Origin of the sequence: Algoriphagus aquatilis, assembly GCF_042657405.1 — a bacterium.
In the GTDB taxonomy this organism is placed as follows: domain Bacteria; phylum Bacteroidota; class Bacteroidia; order Cytophagales; family Cyclobacteriaceae; genus Algoriphagus; species Algoriphagus aquatilis.
This window is the reverse complement of record NZ_JBHSKS010000006.1, coordinates 18906-36061: the sequence shown is the minus strand read 5'-3', so window position 1 is coordinate 36061 and position 17156 is coordinate 18906. Positions and strand designations below refer to the sequence as shown.

The 17156-nt window shown below is 43.5% G+C and carries 17 protein-coding genes; 6 read left to right on the top strand and 11 right to left on the bottom strand.

Features of this window, described 5'->3' with window-relative positions; all coding sequences use genetic code 11:
• Nucleotides 1-55 precede the first annotated feature (55 nt).
• From ACFPIK_RS09385 to ACFPIK_RS09370, 4 genes are all read left to right on the top strand, one after another.
• Nucleotides 56-1207: a hypothetical protein gene (locus ACFPIK_RS09385; RefSeq protein WP_377914546.1), complete on the top strand. Its 1152-nt coding sequence runs from the start codon at nucleotides 56-58 to the stop codon at nucleotides 1205-1207.
• Nucleotides 1204-2331, top strand: coding sequence for an NHL repeat-containing protein (locus tag ACFPIK_RS09380; RefSeq protein ID WP_377914544.1), 1128 nt, complete (start codon nucleotides 1204-1206; stop codon nucleotides 2329-2331). The genes ACFPIK_RS09385 and ACFPIK_RS09380 overlap by 4 nt, the downstream gene beginning before the upstream one ends.
• Nucleotides 2328-3500, top strand: a complete 1173-nt coding sequence (locus ACFPIK_RS09375; RefSeq protein WP_377914542.1) for a hypothetical protein — start codon at nucleotides 2328-2330, stop codon at nucleotides 3498-3500. Before ACFPIK_RS09380 ends, ACFPIK_RS09375 begins: the two co-directional genes overlap by 4 nt.
• A 93-nt stretch (nucleotides 3501-3593) precedes the next feature.
• Nucleotides 3594-6101, top strand: a complete 2508-nt coding sequence (locus ACFPIK_RS09370) for a WD40/YVTN/BNR-like repeat-containing protein (protein ID WP_377914540.1) — start codon at nucleotides 3594-3596, stop codon at nucleotides 6099-6101.
• A 96-nt stretch (nucleotides 6102-6197) separates the two neighbouring features.
• Here ACFPIK_RS09370 and ACFPIK_RS09365 read toward each other — a convergent pair whose 3' ends face one another.
• From ACFPIK_RS09365 to ACFPIK_RS09315, 11 genes are all read right to left on the bottom strand, one after another.
• Nucleotides 6198-6770 (bottom strand): porin family protein, encoded by a 573-nt coding sequence (locus ACFPIK_RS09365; protein WP_377914538.1) that lies wholly within the window; start codon nucleotides 6768-6770, stop codon nucleotides 6198-6200.
• 229 nt (nucleotides 6771-6999) lie between these two features.
• Nucleotides 7000-8385 carry a sodium-dependent transporter gene (locus ACFPIK_RS09360; RefSeq protein WP_377914536.1) on the bottom strand — a complete coding sequence of 462 codons (1386 nt, stop codon included), beginning with the start codon at nucleotides 8383-8385 and terminating at the stop codon, nucleotides 7000-7002.
• Between the two features lie 39 nt (nucleotides 8386-8424).
• Nucleotides 8425-9360, bottom strand: coding sequence for an SDR family oxidoreductase (locus ACFPIK_RS09355; protein WP_377914534.1), 936 nt, complete (start codon nucleotides 9358-9360; stop codon nucleotides 8425-8427).
• On the bottom strand, nucleotides 9338-10183 hold the full coding sequence (locus ACFPIK_RS09350) for a peptidylprolyl isomerase (protein WP_377914532.1): 846 nt from the start codon (nucleotides 10181-10183) through the stop codon (nucleotides 9338-9340). Before ACFPIK_RS09350 ends, ACFPIK_RS09355 begins: the two co-directional genes overlap by 23 nt.
• A 1-nt stretch (nucleotide 10184) precedes the next feature.
• Nucleotides 10185-11120, bottom strand: coding sequence for a hydroxymethylbilane synthase (hemC, locus tag ACFPIK_RS09345; protein ID WP_377914530.1), 936 nt, complete (start codon nucleotides 11118-11120; stop codon nucleotides 10185-10187).
• Nucleotides 11120-12025 carry a 30S ribosomal protein S6--L-glutamate ligase gene (gene rimK / locus ACFPIK_RS09340; protein ID WP_377914528.1) on the bottom strand — a complete coding sequence of 302 codons (906 nt, stop codon included), beginning with the start codon at nucleotides 12023-12025 and terminating at the stop codon, nucleotides 11120-11122. Before rimK ends, hemC begins: the two co-directional genes overlap by 1 nt.
• Nucleotides 12022-12462, bottom strand: coding sequence for an ATP-dependent zinc protease family protein (locus ACFPIK_RS09335; RefSeq protein WP_377914526.1), 441 nt, complete (start codon nucleotides 12460-12462; stop codon nucleotides 12022-12024). The genes rimK and ACFPIK_RS09335 overlap by 4 nt, the downstream gene beginning before the upstream one ends.
• Nucleotides 12463-12465: 3 nt before the next feature.
• A complete protein-coding gene (locus ACFPIK_RS09330) occupies nucleotides 12466-13611 on the bottom strand; it encodes a DNA polymerase III subunit (protein WP_377914524.1) in 1146 nt (381 codons plus the stop codon).
• Nucleotides 13612-13622: 11 nt separating this feature from the next.
• Entirely contained in the window at nucleotides 13623-14819 is a 1197-nt protein-coding gene (locus ACFPIK_RS09325; RefSeq protein ID WP_377914522.1) for a GlmU family protein, read from the bottom strand.
• A gap of 69 nt (nucleotides 14820-14888) precedes the next feature.
• A complete protein-coding gene (locus tag ACFPIK_RS09320) occupies nucleotides 14889-15134 on the bottom strand; it encodes a type B 50S ribosomal protein L31 (RefSeq protein ID WP_377914520.1) in 246 nt (81 codons plus the stop codon).
• A 123-nt stretch (nucleotides 15135-15257) separates the two neighbouring features.
• The gene (locus tag ACFPIK_RS09315; protein WP_377914518.1) at nucleotides 15258-15899 is read right to left on the bottom strand and encodes a carboxypeptidase-like regulatory domain-containing protein; all 642 of its coding nucleotides are present in this window, start codon (nucleotides 15897-15899) and stop codon (nucleotides 15258-15260) included.
• Between the two features lie 101 nt (nucleotides 15900-16000).
• On the opposite strand from ACFPIK_RS09315, the gene ACFPIK_RS09310 reads away from it, so the two are divergent.
• Nucleotides 16001-16384 (top strand): ArsR/SmtB family transcription factor, encoded by a 384-nt coding sequence (locus ACFPIK_RS09310; protein ID WP_377914516.1) that lies wholly within the window; start codon nucleotides 16001-16003, stop codon nucleotides 16382-16384.
• Nucleotides 16385-16391: 7 nt separating this feature from the next.
• Nucleotides 16392-17087, top strand: coding sequence for a YjjG family noncanonical pyrimidine nucleotidase (locus tag ACFPIK_RS09305; RefSeq protein WP_377914514.1), 696 nt, complete (start codon nucleotides 16392-16394; stop codon nucleotides 17085-17087).
• The last annotated feature ends 69 nt before the right edge of the window (nucleotides 17088-17156 follow it).

Below are 17156 nucleotides of genomic sequence, written 5' to 3'. Positions count from 1 at the left end.
AGTGAACCATTTGAATATTCACTCTTGATTTATTTTCTTAAGAAAAAATCAAGAAATGAAGCATTTTTTACAAGTACTAAATGTATCCCTCGCTTTGGTCATTTGGGGATGTAATTCTTCTGATCGAAATTCAAATCTGAGCTCATCGGATTGGGAATTAGAAATCGTGGATTCCCTTCAAATTCAGTCCTTGGAGAGTTTGGATTTGATGGATATCCATCCGGAACGTGGACTTTTTCTTTTCAATGTGCAGAAAGAAAACGCCCCCATGATTCTGGTGGATAAGAATGGAGAAATCCTACATCGCTTAGATGTCCCCAAAGATGCACCAACCGGTTTTGGCGGGATTTGTTCTGGGGCGATTTTCTCGGGAGATTCCATTCTCATTCAAGGTAGAAGAGGCATCTATTCTTATGACCTTGAGTTCAATTTTTTAAGCCACTTGAATCGCCCCTATCCTCCAAAAGGCATGATATACGTGGGCTTTGATCACCTCCGGACTGCCAACACCTACGAAGGACCAGCCTTGATTTCTTTTTCCGGCAATCCCCAAACAGACTATCCGCCCAATCAACGGGAGTTTTATGAAAATTTCAATGGATTGGATCTGATTCCGGTTTCAACCCTCGAATTCAAGCCTATTGCCCCTCTTCATCCCGACAGTCGTTACCTCAGTTCTGGAATGGCTTTTAATCTCATTTCGCTCACCTTTTCCATATCCAACAGCCAGCTTACTTATGCACATCCTACAGATTCGATGCTGTATGATATGGATTTGATGGACCCACAACTTCGTCAAAAGGCCACCAAAATCCCCTTTGACAAGTTTGTACTTAGAAATGGTTTTCCTTTTGGCAGTCAGGAGGACTATGATGGACCTACGGATTATGAAGGCCAGCTTTCGAATATTTTTAAAGTAGGCGATAATGACCTCCTTCTGTATTATTCTGGAATCAAAAAAGAGGACTTGCCACCTCTGACACAAGATAGAGCTTCACGTCGAAGTGAAATCAACCGCATGAATCCTCAAAAGTGGATGGTAAGAGATGCTCAGAATAAATTCACCAAACCAAAGCTCGCGTCTCCAAAATACAGAATTGTGCGAGTGGATTCTCAAAACAGGATTTGGGCGATGCAAAATGTCAATCAATTGGAGGAAGAACCTGAGGTAGTCACTGTTTACCAACTCAAACTCATTAGAAAATGAAAACATATTTAATTCTCATTGTCCTGTCATTCATTCTGTACTCCTGCAATCAGGAATCTGAAAAATTGAACTCGCTTTCCAATGAATGGGAACTCGTCATCGAAGATTCGATTCAGGTGGATTTTATGGGGGAGATCTGGATGGGTACTTTCGAAAATGGAAAAGGAATAGTCAAGGATATTCCTTCAGAGGCAGTTTTACAATTTGATTCGACTGGAAAATTATTGGTCAACAAGATTTTGCCGAAGGATGGGCCAGGTAAAATAGATTGGTTTGAAGGACTTATTGTCGATGAAAAAGGAGAAATCTATGCCTCTACCTCCTTCAACAACATCTACCATTTTGATCAAGACCTTAACCTGATTAAAACACTTGAAATGCCTTTTGCCGGTGAAGCAAGAGGAGGAATGAGGAACGCCCGAAACCTAGCCAAGTGGAATAACAAGCTTTTGCTTTGGTACCCCGGACGCGATGGAATCAGTCCATACATTAACCATTTTTATAGAGATTATCCCCTGCTTGAACTCTTTGACATCAGCAGTCAAACTTCTACCCCCCTGATCAAAACCCCTACTACTTCAAAATTCAGCTCTGATGAGTTTTTCAACAGGCCTTACCTTCAGTTCACTATCGAATCAGATTCTCTTTACCTAACCTTTTCCAATGAAGAACTGATCCACGTGTACGCTCTTCCTGATGGAAAATGGGCCAGAAGCTTTAGTTTCTCCCCTTCTGATTTCAAACTTTATCCCGGACAGAAAGAACCCGTCACCTATGAACAAATGATGACCATGTCGGAGGCTCGGATTACAGGAATTTACTCAGATCCCAAGCATCTCATTTTGACTTATGAAGGCGGTATCGACAGTGAAACTTTTGTACAGTACGAACTGAAAAACCGAAAAAACTTTCACAGATATGCTGAATTTAATACCAGCTTTTTAAAAGTATTTTCTTTTGACCTAGGCCGATGGTCAAATGAAATAAAGATTCCTGCAAAGGTGGACTTGATTTTGAACATTGAATCATCGGATAAATCCTTCTACGCGTTAAGAAATGACGAATTCCTCGGCGAGGAACAGGATTATATCACTTTTTACAAACTCAAACTCATCAGAAAATGAAAAATCAACTTTGGCTATTCCCGCTGCTTTCCTTTTTGCTTGTCCTTGCCTGTGGGCCAAAAGTTGAAGATCTTCCCGAAAAACCGCTTGCTGAGCAGCAGCTTGAGTTTGAGATTTACGACTCACTGGTGGTAGACTACTTAGGAAATCTATATTTGGCCGACATCAGCAAGGATGGGGAGACTTTCCTTTTGGCAAATGACAAAACAGACTCCATCTTTCTGGCCAATTCCAGCGGTGAGATTATCTCAAAGTTCAAGCGGTCGGGCGAAGGCCCAGGAGATTACCGCCTTTCGAGAGTCAATCCTCCTCAGTTTTTAAACGAATCAGAGATCATCATTGCCGCCTGGAAAGGATTTTATTGCTATTCCTTTTCGGGAGAGTTTACCCGTTCATTTGAATTGGAGTACCTCCCAACCTCCTCGCTTATCGATCAGTACAACAACAAAATGGCAATTCTTGACAACAAGGTGATTTATCCTTGGGAAGGAAGAAATGCAGACAGTATAGGTGTACAGGGAAAGAAATTCCAAGTCCAAACACAGAGAGTAGAAGTCTTGGATCTTCAAGATGGCACTTTTACACCTGCAATGCCTTTTCCGGATCAATCCAAATTCAAAACGGATCAGAAAAGCTTTTTCAACTTTTACTACAACACCCGATTGGCAGGTTTGCATGATTCTGTTTATGTGATCTTTAGAAATGAACCAAAACTCTTTGTTTACCACATCAACCAATTGAATAAACCTGCTTCTGTTTCTGAGATTCCTTTCAAAGAATTTATTGAAAGGGCTCCGAAAGACACCGATAAAGAAGTCGGGTATGAAATGAGAGACCTTTACTCTGGAGCTGTAAACCAACTTATTCCCCTCAAAAACAGTCAGTTTCTGATCTTTTATACTCGGGGACTTAGTGAGGATGAGTTCAATCAACTATCATCTTCAAGCGGAGGTATGAATGAAAAGTTTTTTACTGAAATGGAAAAGATCAACACCTATGGATGGATCTTATTCGATGGCAAAAGCATCTCAAACTTGATCGAAAAAAAGCCTGAAATCGGGAATCTGGGCAAATTCATTTCAAAGGAAGAAATCTGGTTTAGTACCGATTATTACGAGGTGGAAAAAGACTACGTGGTCCTCTACAAAACCCGACTGGTCTCCAAATAAGCCCCTCCCAAAACCTGCTTTTTCCACTCGCGGGGAAGGTCACCTGACTTTCCCCGCGATTGTTTATATTCCCTCCTGATCAAAGAAAACCACATGCAAAAATCATCTTACCTCATTCTCCTCGCTGCCGGGCTGATTTCCTTCAGTTCGCTGGCACAGGACATCAAGCCCACTTCTGAAAAAGCGCTGCAAGAGTCCGTGGACAAGCACAAAGCCATGCTTTCCTCCACGCCACTAAAGGATTTCAAAGCCCGAAACGTCGGCCCCACCAATATGTCTGGGCGAATCGTAGATCTTGAAGTAGCCAACAATACCAACATCTTTTACATCGCAGCAGCTTCCGGCGGCGTATGGAAAACCGAAGACAACGGACAGTCCTTTACCCCGATTTTTGACCATCAGGGCGCTTTGGGAATCGGCGCCATGGCGCTTTCCAAGTCAGACAACCAAGTCCTTTGGGTAGGTACAGGCGAAAACAATTCCAGCCGATCTACTTATGCCGGAGCAGGTCTATACAAATCCACCGACGGGGGCAAAACCTTCCAAATGATGGGCTTGCTCCACTCCCACCACATTGGTCAAATTCAGATTCACCCGACCAATCCGGACATCGTGTGGGTTGGTTCGATGGGTTCGCTTTACTCCAAAAACAAAGAGCGAGGTCTCTACAAAACCACTGACGGAGGGAAGACTTGGAAAAAAGTCCTCTACATCGATGACAACACCGGCATCATCGACATCAAAGTCCACCCTACCAATCCGGATGTGCTTTTGGCATCAAGCTGGGAGCGATTCCGTCAGGCGCATGACTTTATCGGCAACGGAAAGGGTTCTGCGATCTGGAGATCCGAAGACGGTGGTAACTCCTGGAAGAAAGCAGTGGAAGGATTTCCTCAGGATGAGTTCGTAGGCCGAATCGGCTTCGATTTTGCACTTTCTCAGCCTAATACGGTCTATGCATTACTCGACAACCAGGGCAAATCCGACAAACCGGTACCAGCGCCAAGACAGCGCGGCAATCAGCAGCAGGAAGAAAATCCGATCAAACTAGAGGATTTCAAAGCGATGACTTTGGATCAAGCTTTGGCTTTGGATGACAAAAAACTCGAATCCTTTCTGAGAAGAAATCAATTTGCCACCAAATACACGCCGCCCGAACTTAAGCGTCAACTGAAAATCGGCAAAATCACCACTACTCAGATAGCCAACTACCTCGGGGGTGCTGTGGATGCCAATGCTGCCATGTTTGGTCAGCCAATCAAAGGGGCAGAAGTATATCGCTCTGAAGATGCCGGCAAGAGCTGGAAAAAAGTCTCCGAATCAGACATCAGTCAGTTGTACAATACCTATGGCTATTATTTTGGTGAAGTGCGGGTAAGCACATCTGATGAAAATGAAATCTTCGTCTTAGGGGTGCCTTTGTTGGTCTCAAGAGACGGAGGCAAAAATTTCTCTAGAACTGACTCGATTGGAAGACCTCATTCTGACCATCAGGCGATGTGGATTAACCCCAAAGACAGCAAGCACATCTTACTCGGCAATGACGGTGGATTATACCGTAGCTATGGAGGCGGTGCGCGTTGGGATCACTTGAATACACAGATGCCGATCTCTCAGTTTTACTCCATCATGGTCGATGATGCCAAGCCATACAACATATATGGCGGAATGCAGGACAATGGGGTTTGGTTTGGGAAGTCTACGAATAAGCCCGAAGATCCATGGGAGTCACTTCTAGGAGGAGACGGCATGGTAGTCGCAGTAGATACCCGAAATAACAACATCGTCTACACCGGTTCGCAGTTTGGCAACTACATGCGCATCAACAAAGAAACGGGAGAAAGACGACGCATCACTCCGGGACATGACATCGGAAATGCTCCCAACCGATGGAACTGGAGAACACCAGCAGAACTCAGCTACCACAATCAGGACATCGTGTACATGGGTTCGCAGTACGTTTACCAATCTTTAGACCAAGGAAATACCTGGAAAACCATCTCTCCCGACCTAACCAAAAACCAGAAAAGCGGAAACGTACCTTTTGCCTCTCTTACCGTGGTAGAAGAATCTCCACTGGAATTTGGGACGCTCTATGCCGGTTCGGACGATGGCAATGTCTGGATAACCCGAAACAATGGAGGAACTTGGACCAGCCTCAATGCAGGATTACCTCAGTATCGCTGGGTCAGCAGTATTTCTCCTTCAAGATTCAAAGAAGGGAAAGTGTACATTACTTTGAATGGCTACCGTTATGACGAGTTTAACACCTACGTCTACATGAGTGAGGATTACGGCAAGACTTGGGTTTCCATCAAATCCAACTTGCCTGATGAGTCCACCAACATCATCATCGAAGATCCAAAAATGCCAAATCTCCTTTATCTGGGTACAGACCACGGCTTATATGTCAGCATGGATGAAGGCAAAAACTGGAATCTTTTCCAAGGCCAAATCCCGAACGTGGCGATCTATGACATGGTCATCCAGCAGCGTGAAAACCATTTGGTGGTCGGAACTCACGGCAGAAGTGTCTATGTGATCGACCTCAAACCGATTCACGAGTGGGCCAAGCCAGGCCCGATGGTCATGGAAAAATAAGCCTCCATAAAAGCTGTTGATACTAAAAAGGCCCTTCTGAATCGATTCAGAAGGGCCTTTATTTTTGGTTCAGTTACGTTAAACGTCTTTTCCCGATTAGAAAATCTTAAATCCTAAAGATACTACCCACTGGTTGATGCGATTGTCAGTGGTAAATGAACCGATATTTTCTGTCCACTTGCTAAGACCACCTTCGTATTTGGCATCGATAAAAAGGTTACCAATGTCTACCCCTACTCCTGCCTGATAGCCAAGGGTGGCATTTTTGAATTCGGCATCTCGGATAGTATCGCTTACTTCACTGAGTTTGGAATTGATATTCAAGCTGGCGATTGGCCCTGCTTGAAGTCTGAGAACCTTGAAAAATCGCATTCCAAGCATAACAGGAATATCGAGTCTGTTAAACTGAGCAGTCAGCTGATCTTGATCATTGATGAATTTCCCACTTGTCTGGGTAAAAAGAAGTTCTGGTTGCACGAAGAAACCTGCACCTCCCAATCGACCAAAAACCCCTACATGATATCCTGTCTGAGCTCCTTCAGGAGCAAATTGTGTGTTTTTGAAATCCACTTTGGTACTACTTAGACCGGCTTTGATACCAAAACCACTTTGAGGAAATGCCTGGAAGGCAATAAATGCGAATGCGAGTAAAAGAAGTAATTTTTTCATGGTAAAAGGATTTTGGTTTAGTTAGTAAAATGTAAAACTTCTGGTTGCAATTCCTTTGCCAAATCCAATCTTCTAAGCCCTGATTTAATCAACTTGAATGCGCGCTTGTCAAAAGCAAATGGGCTTAGGTCTAAACAAGGATATCATCCCTATAAAATTTCTTTCCTTTTTTTGAAAAAATAAAGGGCTAACCTTTCGGAAAGCCCTTTAATGATATTCTTGGGAATTTTTATGCAGCCTGAGGAGCTCCGAAAATACCCATCATATTCAAAATCAACAGGATAATTACAATTGGACAAACCCACTTGATAAAGAACATCCAACCAGTACGAAATGCCCCTGTAAAACCAGGTGCTCCCAAAGCAAGTTCGTCTGCATAATCATTGATTTTTTGAGCCCAACCGGTATAAAGTGCAAGCATCAAACAGATTAGAATCACTGCAAATGTCCCGAAAATAAAGTCCATCGCACCGAAGAAACCTACGAGTTCATTACTCAAGAAGGTGAATCGGATCTCAGCAAACATATTTCCTTCAATAGACGAAAGCGCAGATGGAACTGACAAGATCATGGCTCCGATTCCGACCACCCATGTAGCTTTTTTACGATTCCATTTTCTGTCATCAATCAAGTAAGCTACAGGTACCTCCAACATAGAAATGGTCGAGGTCAACGCAGCAACCATCAAAAGAATGAAAAACAAACCTCCGATGATGTTACCTCCTGGCATCGCATCAAAAACCTTTGGCAAGACATCAAATACCAAGGCTGGACCAGCAGCAGGATCTTTTCCAGGAAGTAATGCAAACAAGGCAGGGAATACCATCAATCCGCCCAATAAGGCAACAGCGGTATCCATACCTGCAATCCAACCTGAAGCATTGACAATGTTGGCATCTTTACCCAAGTAAGATCCAAATGTGATCATTAATCCCCATCCCACTGACATGGAGAAGAAAGCTTGACCCAATGCCTGAAGAATCACCGTACTGTTGATTTTAGAGAAGTCAGGATTCAAATAGTACTGAATTCCTGCCTCAGCACCTTCCAAAGTCACCGAGCGGCCCGCAATGAAAAGAATGATGATAAATAGGATAGGCATCAAGAATTTTGCAGCCTTTTCAATACCTCCTGATACACCGCCCAACACAATCAGGATGGTCATCAAAATAAAGAAAAAAGTCAATGGAATGACATACATCGGAGTCTGGACAAACTCTTCGAAATCAACAGGTATGTTGATGATTTCCGTAAAAATGTAGCCCACTGTCCACCCTGCTATCACAGAATAATAGCTAAACACAAAGAAGCATACCATTACGCAAAGGACACCTGCCAACTGCCAAAACTTGTTACCACCAGTTTCTCGAATAGCACCGATTGGGTTTTTTCCAGACTTTCTACCCAAAGCGATTTCATTGAATAGAAGTGGTAAACCAATCAAAACCACACAGAGAATGTAAACGAATACGAAGGCACCGCCTCCATTTTCTCCGGTGAGGTAAGGAAATCTCCAAATGTTGCCCAGTCCGACGGCTGAACCAGCTGCGGCCATGATAAAGCCAAGGCTGGAGCCAAACTGACCTCTGTCCTCAGTATTAGAACTTACTGCCATAGATAATGCTAAAGTTAAATTAAGGGTATAAACTGCTTTTTAAGAGCGGGCTAAGATAATTTGTTTTGCCAAAATACCTATCCCCGTTTGGAAACTTTTGGGTTCATATCCCAGTAGTTTTCTGGCTTTTTCGATGATAAAGCCTGTTTTCATTGGCCTCTTGGCAGGTTGCTTAAACTTAGTTGAATCAGTTTTAGTAATTAAGCTTTTGTTAAGGCCAAAATACTCCGCCGTTTCTATTGCCATTTGATATGGAGTCAAAAGATCCGATCCAGAGATATTAAACACCCCTTTAGCGCGCTGCTCTGCTATTAATATACAACCCGCCGCTAAATCTTCTGCCAGTGTCGGAGTTCTTACTTGATCATCTACCACTTGGATTTCTTTTCCTGCTTCCAAAGAAGATTTCACCCAAAGAATGATGTTGGAACGACTTAGGTCATTAGCTATCCCATAGACCAAAACTGTACGGGCAATCGCCCAATCCAGTCCAGAATTTTTCACAATCTCTTCACCTTCCAGTTTGGTTTGGCCGTAATAATTGACCGGATCAGGAGTTGCTTCCTCATCATATGGGTTATTACCGTCTTCTCCAGAGAAAATAAAGTCTGTGGAAACAAACACGAAGTGGGAATTGATTTTTTTCGCAGCCTCTACCAGGTATCGTGTAGCAGTCACATTAGCTCGGTAGCATGCTTCCTGATTTAACTCGCATTCATCCACATTGGTCATAGCCGCTCCATGAATGATCACTTCAGGTTTTAGAGTGGAAAAAACTGAATCCACATGTTGCTGATCTTCTATATCCAATGACTGATATACAAATCCCTGACCTGAAAGCCTGCTGGAGCCCCTCCCTGAAGCAATCACTTCAAAAATTCCTTTTTCGACCAGCTGATCGACGAGCTTTTGGCCCAAGAGACCGTTGGCACCTGTTATAAGAATCTTGGGTTTATTTTGAGACGGGATAGACATAGCCAAATTCTTTTTCAATTTTTTTGCGCGAAACTTTTTCTACTGTCACTTTCATGTAAACCGGTTCATTGGGCACCTCTCTGCTAGTCGGTTCAGCTGCAATTTTATCTACTACCTCCAAACCGCTAAGTACTTGGCCAAATACCGTGTATTGAAAATCCAAGTGAGGTGTCCCTCCTTTTTCTGCATAATCTTTTACTTGCTCGGGAGTGTAATCTTTTGTGAGTTTGATATTGAGCGTCTTGGCGATTTCGTCCCGTTTAGAAAGGAGAAGATTAGTAAGGCTATCAAACTTTTGCTCTTCAAACAATCTGGAATATTCCTTTTTCAACTCTTGACCGGAGCCCAGCTGCATGTATTGAAAGACCGCTTTTTGCAATGCAGGAAAATCTGTCGTCAGCTCTAACTCTTCATAGGGTCTCCCTTCGACAATGTAAAATTGGGAACCATTGCTTCGCTTTTCAGGATTGATATTGTCTCCCTGTCGGGCTGCGGCAATCATTCCTTTGATATGTACATGGTGAGAGCTAATCTCGGCGGGCAAAGTTGGCCACTGCTGGGCCGGAAGTCCTTCCTTACCAAATACATCACCTCCCTGGACCATGAAATCCTTAATCACTCGGTGAAACTGTGTAGAGTCGAATCTTCCTGCCTCAGCCAAGGCGATAAAATTGTTTTTGTGCTCCGGTGTATCGTCAAAGAGAATCGCTTTGATTTCTCCATGTCGGGTAGTAATGGTAACCAGGTAATCTTTGTCCTTTCCGCAAGCCCAAGAGCTGATCAGGATAAGTCCAAAAACCAGAAGCATGCTCAGCTTTCTCATATCAGGATTGTGCTTTTTTGATTTGTTCCAAAATTTCTTTTCCCCCAGCAGCCAACACCTTTGTGGCTAATTCTTGACCTAAACTCTCTGGATTCTTTGCAGATCCATCGAGGTAAAAGGTAATCCGCTGTTTGCCATCCAGACTTACAATTCCGCCATTGAGTACCAATTGGTCATTTTCCAGATTGGCCATCGCAAATACAGGAATACTACAGCCCCCCTCAAGTACTCTGAGGTACGCTCGCTCTGCTCGAAGTCGGACTTCGGTACCGGGATGATTGCAGGCTTGGATGATTTGACCTCGAAGGGTTGGATCAAGATTTTTTGCAGATTCAATGGCCACTGAACCCTGGCCAACGGCAGGTGTGAATTCATCTAAACTCAAGTATTCAGCAATCATATCATCATACCCCATCCGATGGACACCAGCATAAGCTAAAAGCAAAGCATCACAGAGGCCTTCTTCCATCTTTCGGATTCGGGTTTGAAGATTACCTCTGACGTCGACGGTTTTGATGTGAGGATAAAAATGCTTGAGGGTAGCAATCCTTCGGGTAGAAGATGTCCCCAAAACCAAGGATTGCGAGGCATCTGAAATGGAAATCCCTTTTTTGGTGGAAAGAAGGATGTCATTTTCCCTTTCCCGCTCTGTAAAGGCGATGATTTCAAACTCTTCAACAAGACTAGACTGCATGTCTTTGGCTGAATGAACGGCAATATCGATACGACCATCAAGTAATTGGTCTTCTAATTCTTGGGTAAATACACCCTTGGACCCGATTTTGGAAATGGAGACATCCAAGACCTGATCGCCTTTGGTATCGATGATGACAATTTCGGATTCAAGCCCAGCCTTTTTCAGCAAATCCTCCACATGGTAGGCTTGCCAAAGCGCGAGTTTACTGCCTCGGGTACCGATTTTTATAACTCTACTCATTAATGTTTTTCGCGTTTTGAAGATTTTTTGCGGACGCCTTCCTCCACAAATTTGATGATTTCGGCGGCGATGTTCACACCAGTTGCACTTTCTATTCCTTCGAGTCCAGGAGAGCTGTTGACTTCCAAAATGAGCGGACCTCTTAAGGATTGAAGCATATCTACCCCAGCCACGTCCAGTCCAAGGGCTTTGGCAGCGTTTAGGGCGGCTTGCTTCTCTGCCCTGCTCAGTTTGATTACAGTGGCTACGCCGCCTCGGTGTAAGTTAGATCGAAATTCACCTTCAGCGCCTTGACGCTTCATAGCTCCGACCACTTTACCATTGACTACAAAAGCGCGGATATCTGCACCTTTGGCTTCTTTGACAAATTCCTGCACGATGATTCGGGCTTTCAATCCATGAAAAGCTTCCACTACGGACTGGGCTGCTTTTTTGGTTTCGGCCAAAACTACGCCCAAGCCTTGAGTGCCTTCCAGCAATTTGATGATCACAGGAGCACTGCCGACCTGTTCGATCAACTGTTTTTCTCCTCCTTTGGAAAAATTGGTAAAGGCAGTCTTAGGCATTCCGAGTCCATTTTTGGAAAGGATTTGTAAACTTCTGAGCTTATCTCTGCTTCGCACAATGGCCTGTGAAGTCACCACAGAAAAAGCTCCCATCAACTCAAACTGACGGACTACCGCAGTCCCATAAAAGGTCACTGAAGCCCCAATTCTCGGGATGATTGCATCTACCCCCTCGAGCTTTTGCCCTTTGTAAATGATGGAAGGCCCTTCCTGCTCAATGATCAAATCACAAAGGCTATGATCTACGACCATTGCTTCATGACCTGCCTTTTGAATTTCTTCGACCAGCCTGCGGGTAGAGAATAGTTTTGGGTTCCTCGAAAGGATGGCAATTTTCATTTCTTTTTGCGGTAGGATTTACCCAAGTTGGTTTTGGAGACATCCACGAGGAATTTTCCCCGTAGAATTTTTCTGCCCAGCAGGATAGAATTTTTCATACTGGACCTGTCCGTGAGCGTAAACTCAGCCCGATAAGTCTCTCCGGCGAGTTGTATCTTAGTCTCGATCAGGTAGCGGACTTCTACCTGACCAAAGGAATTTTTGACTTTCTTTTCTCGGTACTTTTCAAAAACGAGGGTTTTGCCAGTAAATTTTTGATGCTTTGGCATCAGTATTTGAAATTTCAGGACTTTTCTACCGTCCAATTCTTCCTCCCTAATCTCTTCAGCATGCAAGCTGCTGGTGTAAGCACCCGTATCGATTTTGGCCCACACTAAATTGAGACCCAATTCGGGTAAGGTGATTTTTTCTTTTCTGCCGATTATTTTCTGCTCCACGACTTAGTTTTTTGACATCATCAGAAGCAATTCCATAGAAAGGTCAGTGAAGATCATTTTGGCATTTCCATTTCGCTCGAGGTGGTAGTGGGCCTGATTGAATGCTTCGTACATCTTCAGTGCATGATCCTCTGTCAACACACTTTTGCTGATTTTATTGATAAAATCCCGATCCTCCTCAGTAGTGCGGAGCAAAGTGTCCAAGTCCAGATTCTTAAGCATAATCTCACGAGTGACATTAAGACCCGCCAGGATCATGGATTTTTGAGCCTCTTTGTCATACTTATGAAACTCATCCGAAAGGTTGAAAATGTCTTTGAGATTTTTGGTCACGCAGAGTCTGAACCAATCCCTTACCTGACGAACAGTCTGGTCTTCGACATTTTCCAAAAGTCGATAAGCTTCCCTCAAATTGCCATCGGCAAGCATGGCGATCTGCTCAGCAGCTTTGCTTTCGCAAAGACCAGATTGAACCAAGTGATTTTTTATTTCTTCGTCCGAAAATGCCCTGACCATTATTTTCTGCGTTCGTGACAAAATAGTTGTCAACAGCTGATCTGCTTGGGAAGTCACCAACATGAAGATGGTCTTGGCCGGTGGCTCTTCAATAATTTTCAAAAGGGAGTTGGCCGCTGAGGGATGCAAAAATTCAGGTGCCCAAATGAGCATGATTTTATACCCTCCTTCAAATGACATGAGAGAAAGGGCCTGAATGATCTTACGGGCAGCTGCTTTGGAAATATTCAATTGCTTTTTCTCAAAACCATTGAAATAGATAAAGTCATGGACATTTCCGTAGGGGTGTCCTAAGGCGAATTTTCTCCAATTGGCAAGCACATCAACCTTTTCTTCTTTTTCTCCATCTTCCCCTCCTTCGTCATCTTTGGAAGATGCCACAACCGGAAAAGCGAAATTCAAATCAGGCATGATGAGTTTTTTCATTCGCTGACATGAGCCGCAGGTACCGCAGGAATCAGATTCGTTTGGATTTTCGCAATAGAGGTAGGTGGCCAAGGCTAATGCCAATGTCAGATTGGCGGAACCTTCAGGTCCGTGAAAAAGCAGCGCATGTGCCAAATGATTGAATTTGACAGCATTGAGTAGCTTTTCTTTGGTCTCAGAGAGCCCAGGTATTTCTGCAAATTGCATATCCGGATCGATCAGGAAGTTTTATCCCAAATTCTATAGCTTTTGGTCAAATCAAAAACCTTATCCAAGATTTCTTTTTCGGCAGGAGTCCATTCCAGTCCCCTTCTTCCAAAAACCGCCTTGGCCGTTTCTTCAAACTTAACCATGGTGAAGGTGGAAAAGCCAGCCGCACCTCCCCAAGAAAAAGAAGGAATAAAGTTACGCGGAAAGCCATCACCGAAAATATTCGCTCCTACTCCCACCACGGTACCGGTATTAAACATCGTGTTGATTCCGCACTTGCTATGATCACCCATCATCAGGCCACAAAACTGGAGGCCAGTATTGGCAAAGCCACCTCGGGTATAATCCCAAAGTTTGACAGGGGCATAGTTATTCTTAAGGTTGGAAGTATTGGTATCCGCGCCTAGGTTGCACCATTCACCGATGACAGAATTACCCAAGAATCCTTCGTGTCCTTTGTTGGAGTAGCCAAAGATCACCGAATTGGAAATTTCTCCCCCTACTTTGGAAAATGGTCCTACCGTGGTATCGCCGCGGAGTTTGGCTCCCATATTTACTGTAGAGCCTTCGCACAGTGCAAATGGCCCGCGTATGAGTGAGCCTTCTTGGATTTCAGTATGCTTCCCGATGTAAATAGGGCCACTTTCAGCATTAAGGACGGCAGCTTTGATTTTTGCACCCTCTTCAATAAAAATCTGATCCGCACCATAGACAATGGTGTGTGGATCGTTTACTGGCTGGGAAATTCTTCCCTTAGTCAATAAGGAATAGTCCTTTCTGATTTCGGAACCGTTAAACTGGAAGATTTGCCAGGATTTTTGAAGCAAAACGGGCTCGTAGGGCAGTTGAACGGGAATTCTTTCGGCAGCAAAGCTGAGGTTCTTTTCCGTTTCCCCGATGTAGCCTGCGAGAAAAATCTTTCCAAAGTACAGTGCTTGGTCCTCTTTAAGGGAGTCTAAAGCTTGCAAAGCCTCCGCATCGGGGAGCCAAGAACCATTAATGGCGAGTGCATTTTCCGTGTTTCTTGGGAATTTTTTCTGCAGGTAGTCCTGAGTCAAAAATGAAATCTTGGCTCCGGTAAGCTTATTCCATTTTTCAGAGATCTTAAGAATACCCACCCGGATATCAGCCACAGGCCTTGTAAAAGTAAACGGAAGCAAGGATCCTCTAATCGCAGGATCATCAAATAATAGGATATGGGTCATAGGGCAAAAATAAAAAAGTCTCCCGGAATCCTTGCTCCGGGAGACTTTTTCGGCTTAAGCTGCCAAGAATTACTTCTTCGCGTATCTTTTGTTGAATTTCTCCACTCGGCCAGCAGTGTCAAGAAGCATCTTCTTGCCTGTGTAGAATGGATGAGACTCAGAGCTTACTTCGATTTTGTAAACTGGATAAGTCTTGCCGTCAGTCCACTCGATAGTTTCGCTAGTCTCGATGGTTGATTTGGTCAAAAACTTAAACTCGCTAGAGGTATCGTAGAACACTACGTCTCTGTATTTAGGATGAATATCTTTTTTCATATGTTCAGCTAGTTTTCTTGGCTTTTTTGAAACGAGGCACAAAGATATTCTTTTATATAAATCTGACCAAATCTTTGTTGATGATTTATTTAGCTTTCTCGCCAAAAGCACGACCAGTATCTTTTATTTACTCTTCAAATCTCCTCGCTTGATGGATCTGATAAACTGTGACCAAGCAAAGGGATCCAGGATCCGAAGAGGCCTAGGCCCATACAAATCTTGATTTTGCATCATCTGCCCTTGTTGGAAGTACCTAAAATTCTCCCCACCAGAGGCAGGTATCGATTCAGCCCATCTTAACAGCATTTCAGGACTCATGTTTGACCTACTGATCGACATGGGGTCTACCACACTCATGGCGATTACCGCCTTTTTAAATTCTTCCTCTGTCGGATAGGGCATGACTTCGATCTCCGCCAGTGCGATTTCATCCACTTCCATTGTAAGGATAAGGGATATTCGATCACTTTCCACTTTTTCCGGAACTTTGAAAGTTTGTTTTTTCAATCCTATGAATGTAAAGACTACACTATCCCCTTCTAAGACAGGCATGGAAAAGTAACCAAAGCGACCTGAGGCCGTACCTCTTCCCTTCTTGGGCACATAGATATTTACCCCGGGGACAGCATCGGTACTATCCGCATTCAGTATAATACCGGAAAGCTGGATAACTTTTCTTTCCCGCTCATCTTGAGCAAATGAGGTTTGGGATAGGAAAAAAAATCCTAAAACCAGTACAAAAGGAAGTATTTGGGTAATTTTCACAAACATTGAATTCAAAGATGGCACTTGGATTCTGTAACGATTTTAAACCAATTTCGGCTTAAAATTTATTTTCGCCCTCTATTCCAAGTTAAAACTTACAAATGAGACTCAAAAATATCAGTTTAACCTATGGTTTGCGAATTTTTAAGGCGCTTTCCGAAGAACCTCGAGTAAGAATTATCCACTTATTGATGCTCAACAAAGAATTGAGCATTTCGGACTTGGAGCACATTCTTGATTTTACCCAAACCAAAACGAGTCGCCATCTCATTTACCTCAAAAACGCAGGATTACTCGGAAGTCGACGTGTAGATCAATGGATGTTTTATTATATCCTCGAAGAATATCTTGAAATCATTCAGCAGATTTTCAAGTTTATCCAAAAGGATCCCAGTCTCCTCAAGGATCAGGAAACTTATGAAATTCTAAAATCCAACCGAGAACTGGCCATCAACAAGATCCAATACAACCAATATCGACGCTGAACTCATTTTGAAAACGTACCAACACCTCTTCTTCGATCTCGACCATACCCTCTGGGACTATGATCGAAATGTCACCGAGTCCCTTGCTGAACTCTATCAGATTTACAGTCTTCAAGACCTGGGAATCCCCACCTTTGAAAAATTCTTTGAGTCCTTTCATGCGGTCAATTTTCAGCTTTGGGACTGGTATAATGTAGGGAAAATAGACAAGCACAACCTTCGAAAAGAGCGATTCCCGCGGATATTTGCACATGCTGGTGGAAATTTTGAAGCTATTCCAGCGGCCTTTGAGGACGATTTTATGCATCGAACTTCTTCCAAACCCCACGTATTCCCCTACTCCAAAGAAATTCTGACTTACCTCAAAACAAAATATCGAATCCATGTCATCACGAATGGATTCAATGAATCTCAGGCAAAAAAAATGAAATCGGCCGACTTAGATGGCTATTTTGAGCTTGTGGTCACTTCCGAAACTACCGACTTTAAAAAGCCTGATCCGAGAATCTTCCATTACACCATGGACCAACTTCAGACTACGCCCGATGCCTGCCTGATGATCGGAGACAATCCCTCCTCAGATATCTTAGGTGCTCAGCGAGCTGAAATAGATCAGGTTTTTTTCAACCCTGAAGGAAAAACTATCGATTTGAAACCCACATATGAGATTCGTCATCTCAAAGAACTTGAGCAGCTTTTGTAAGCAAAATCACTACTCAAAACATCAGGAAAACCTATCTTTGGCCTCTTCGAAATCACATAAACTCCAAAT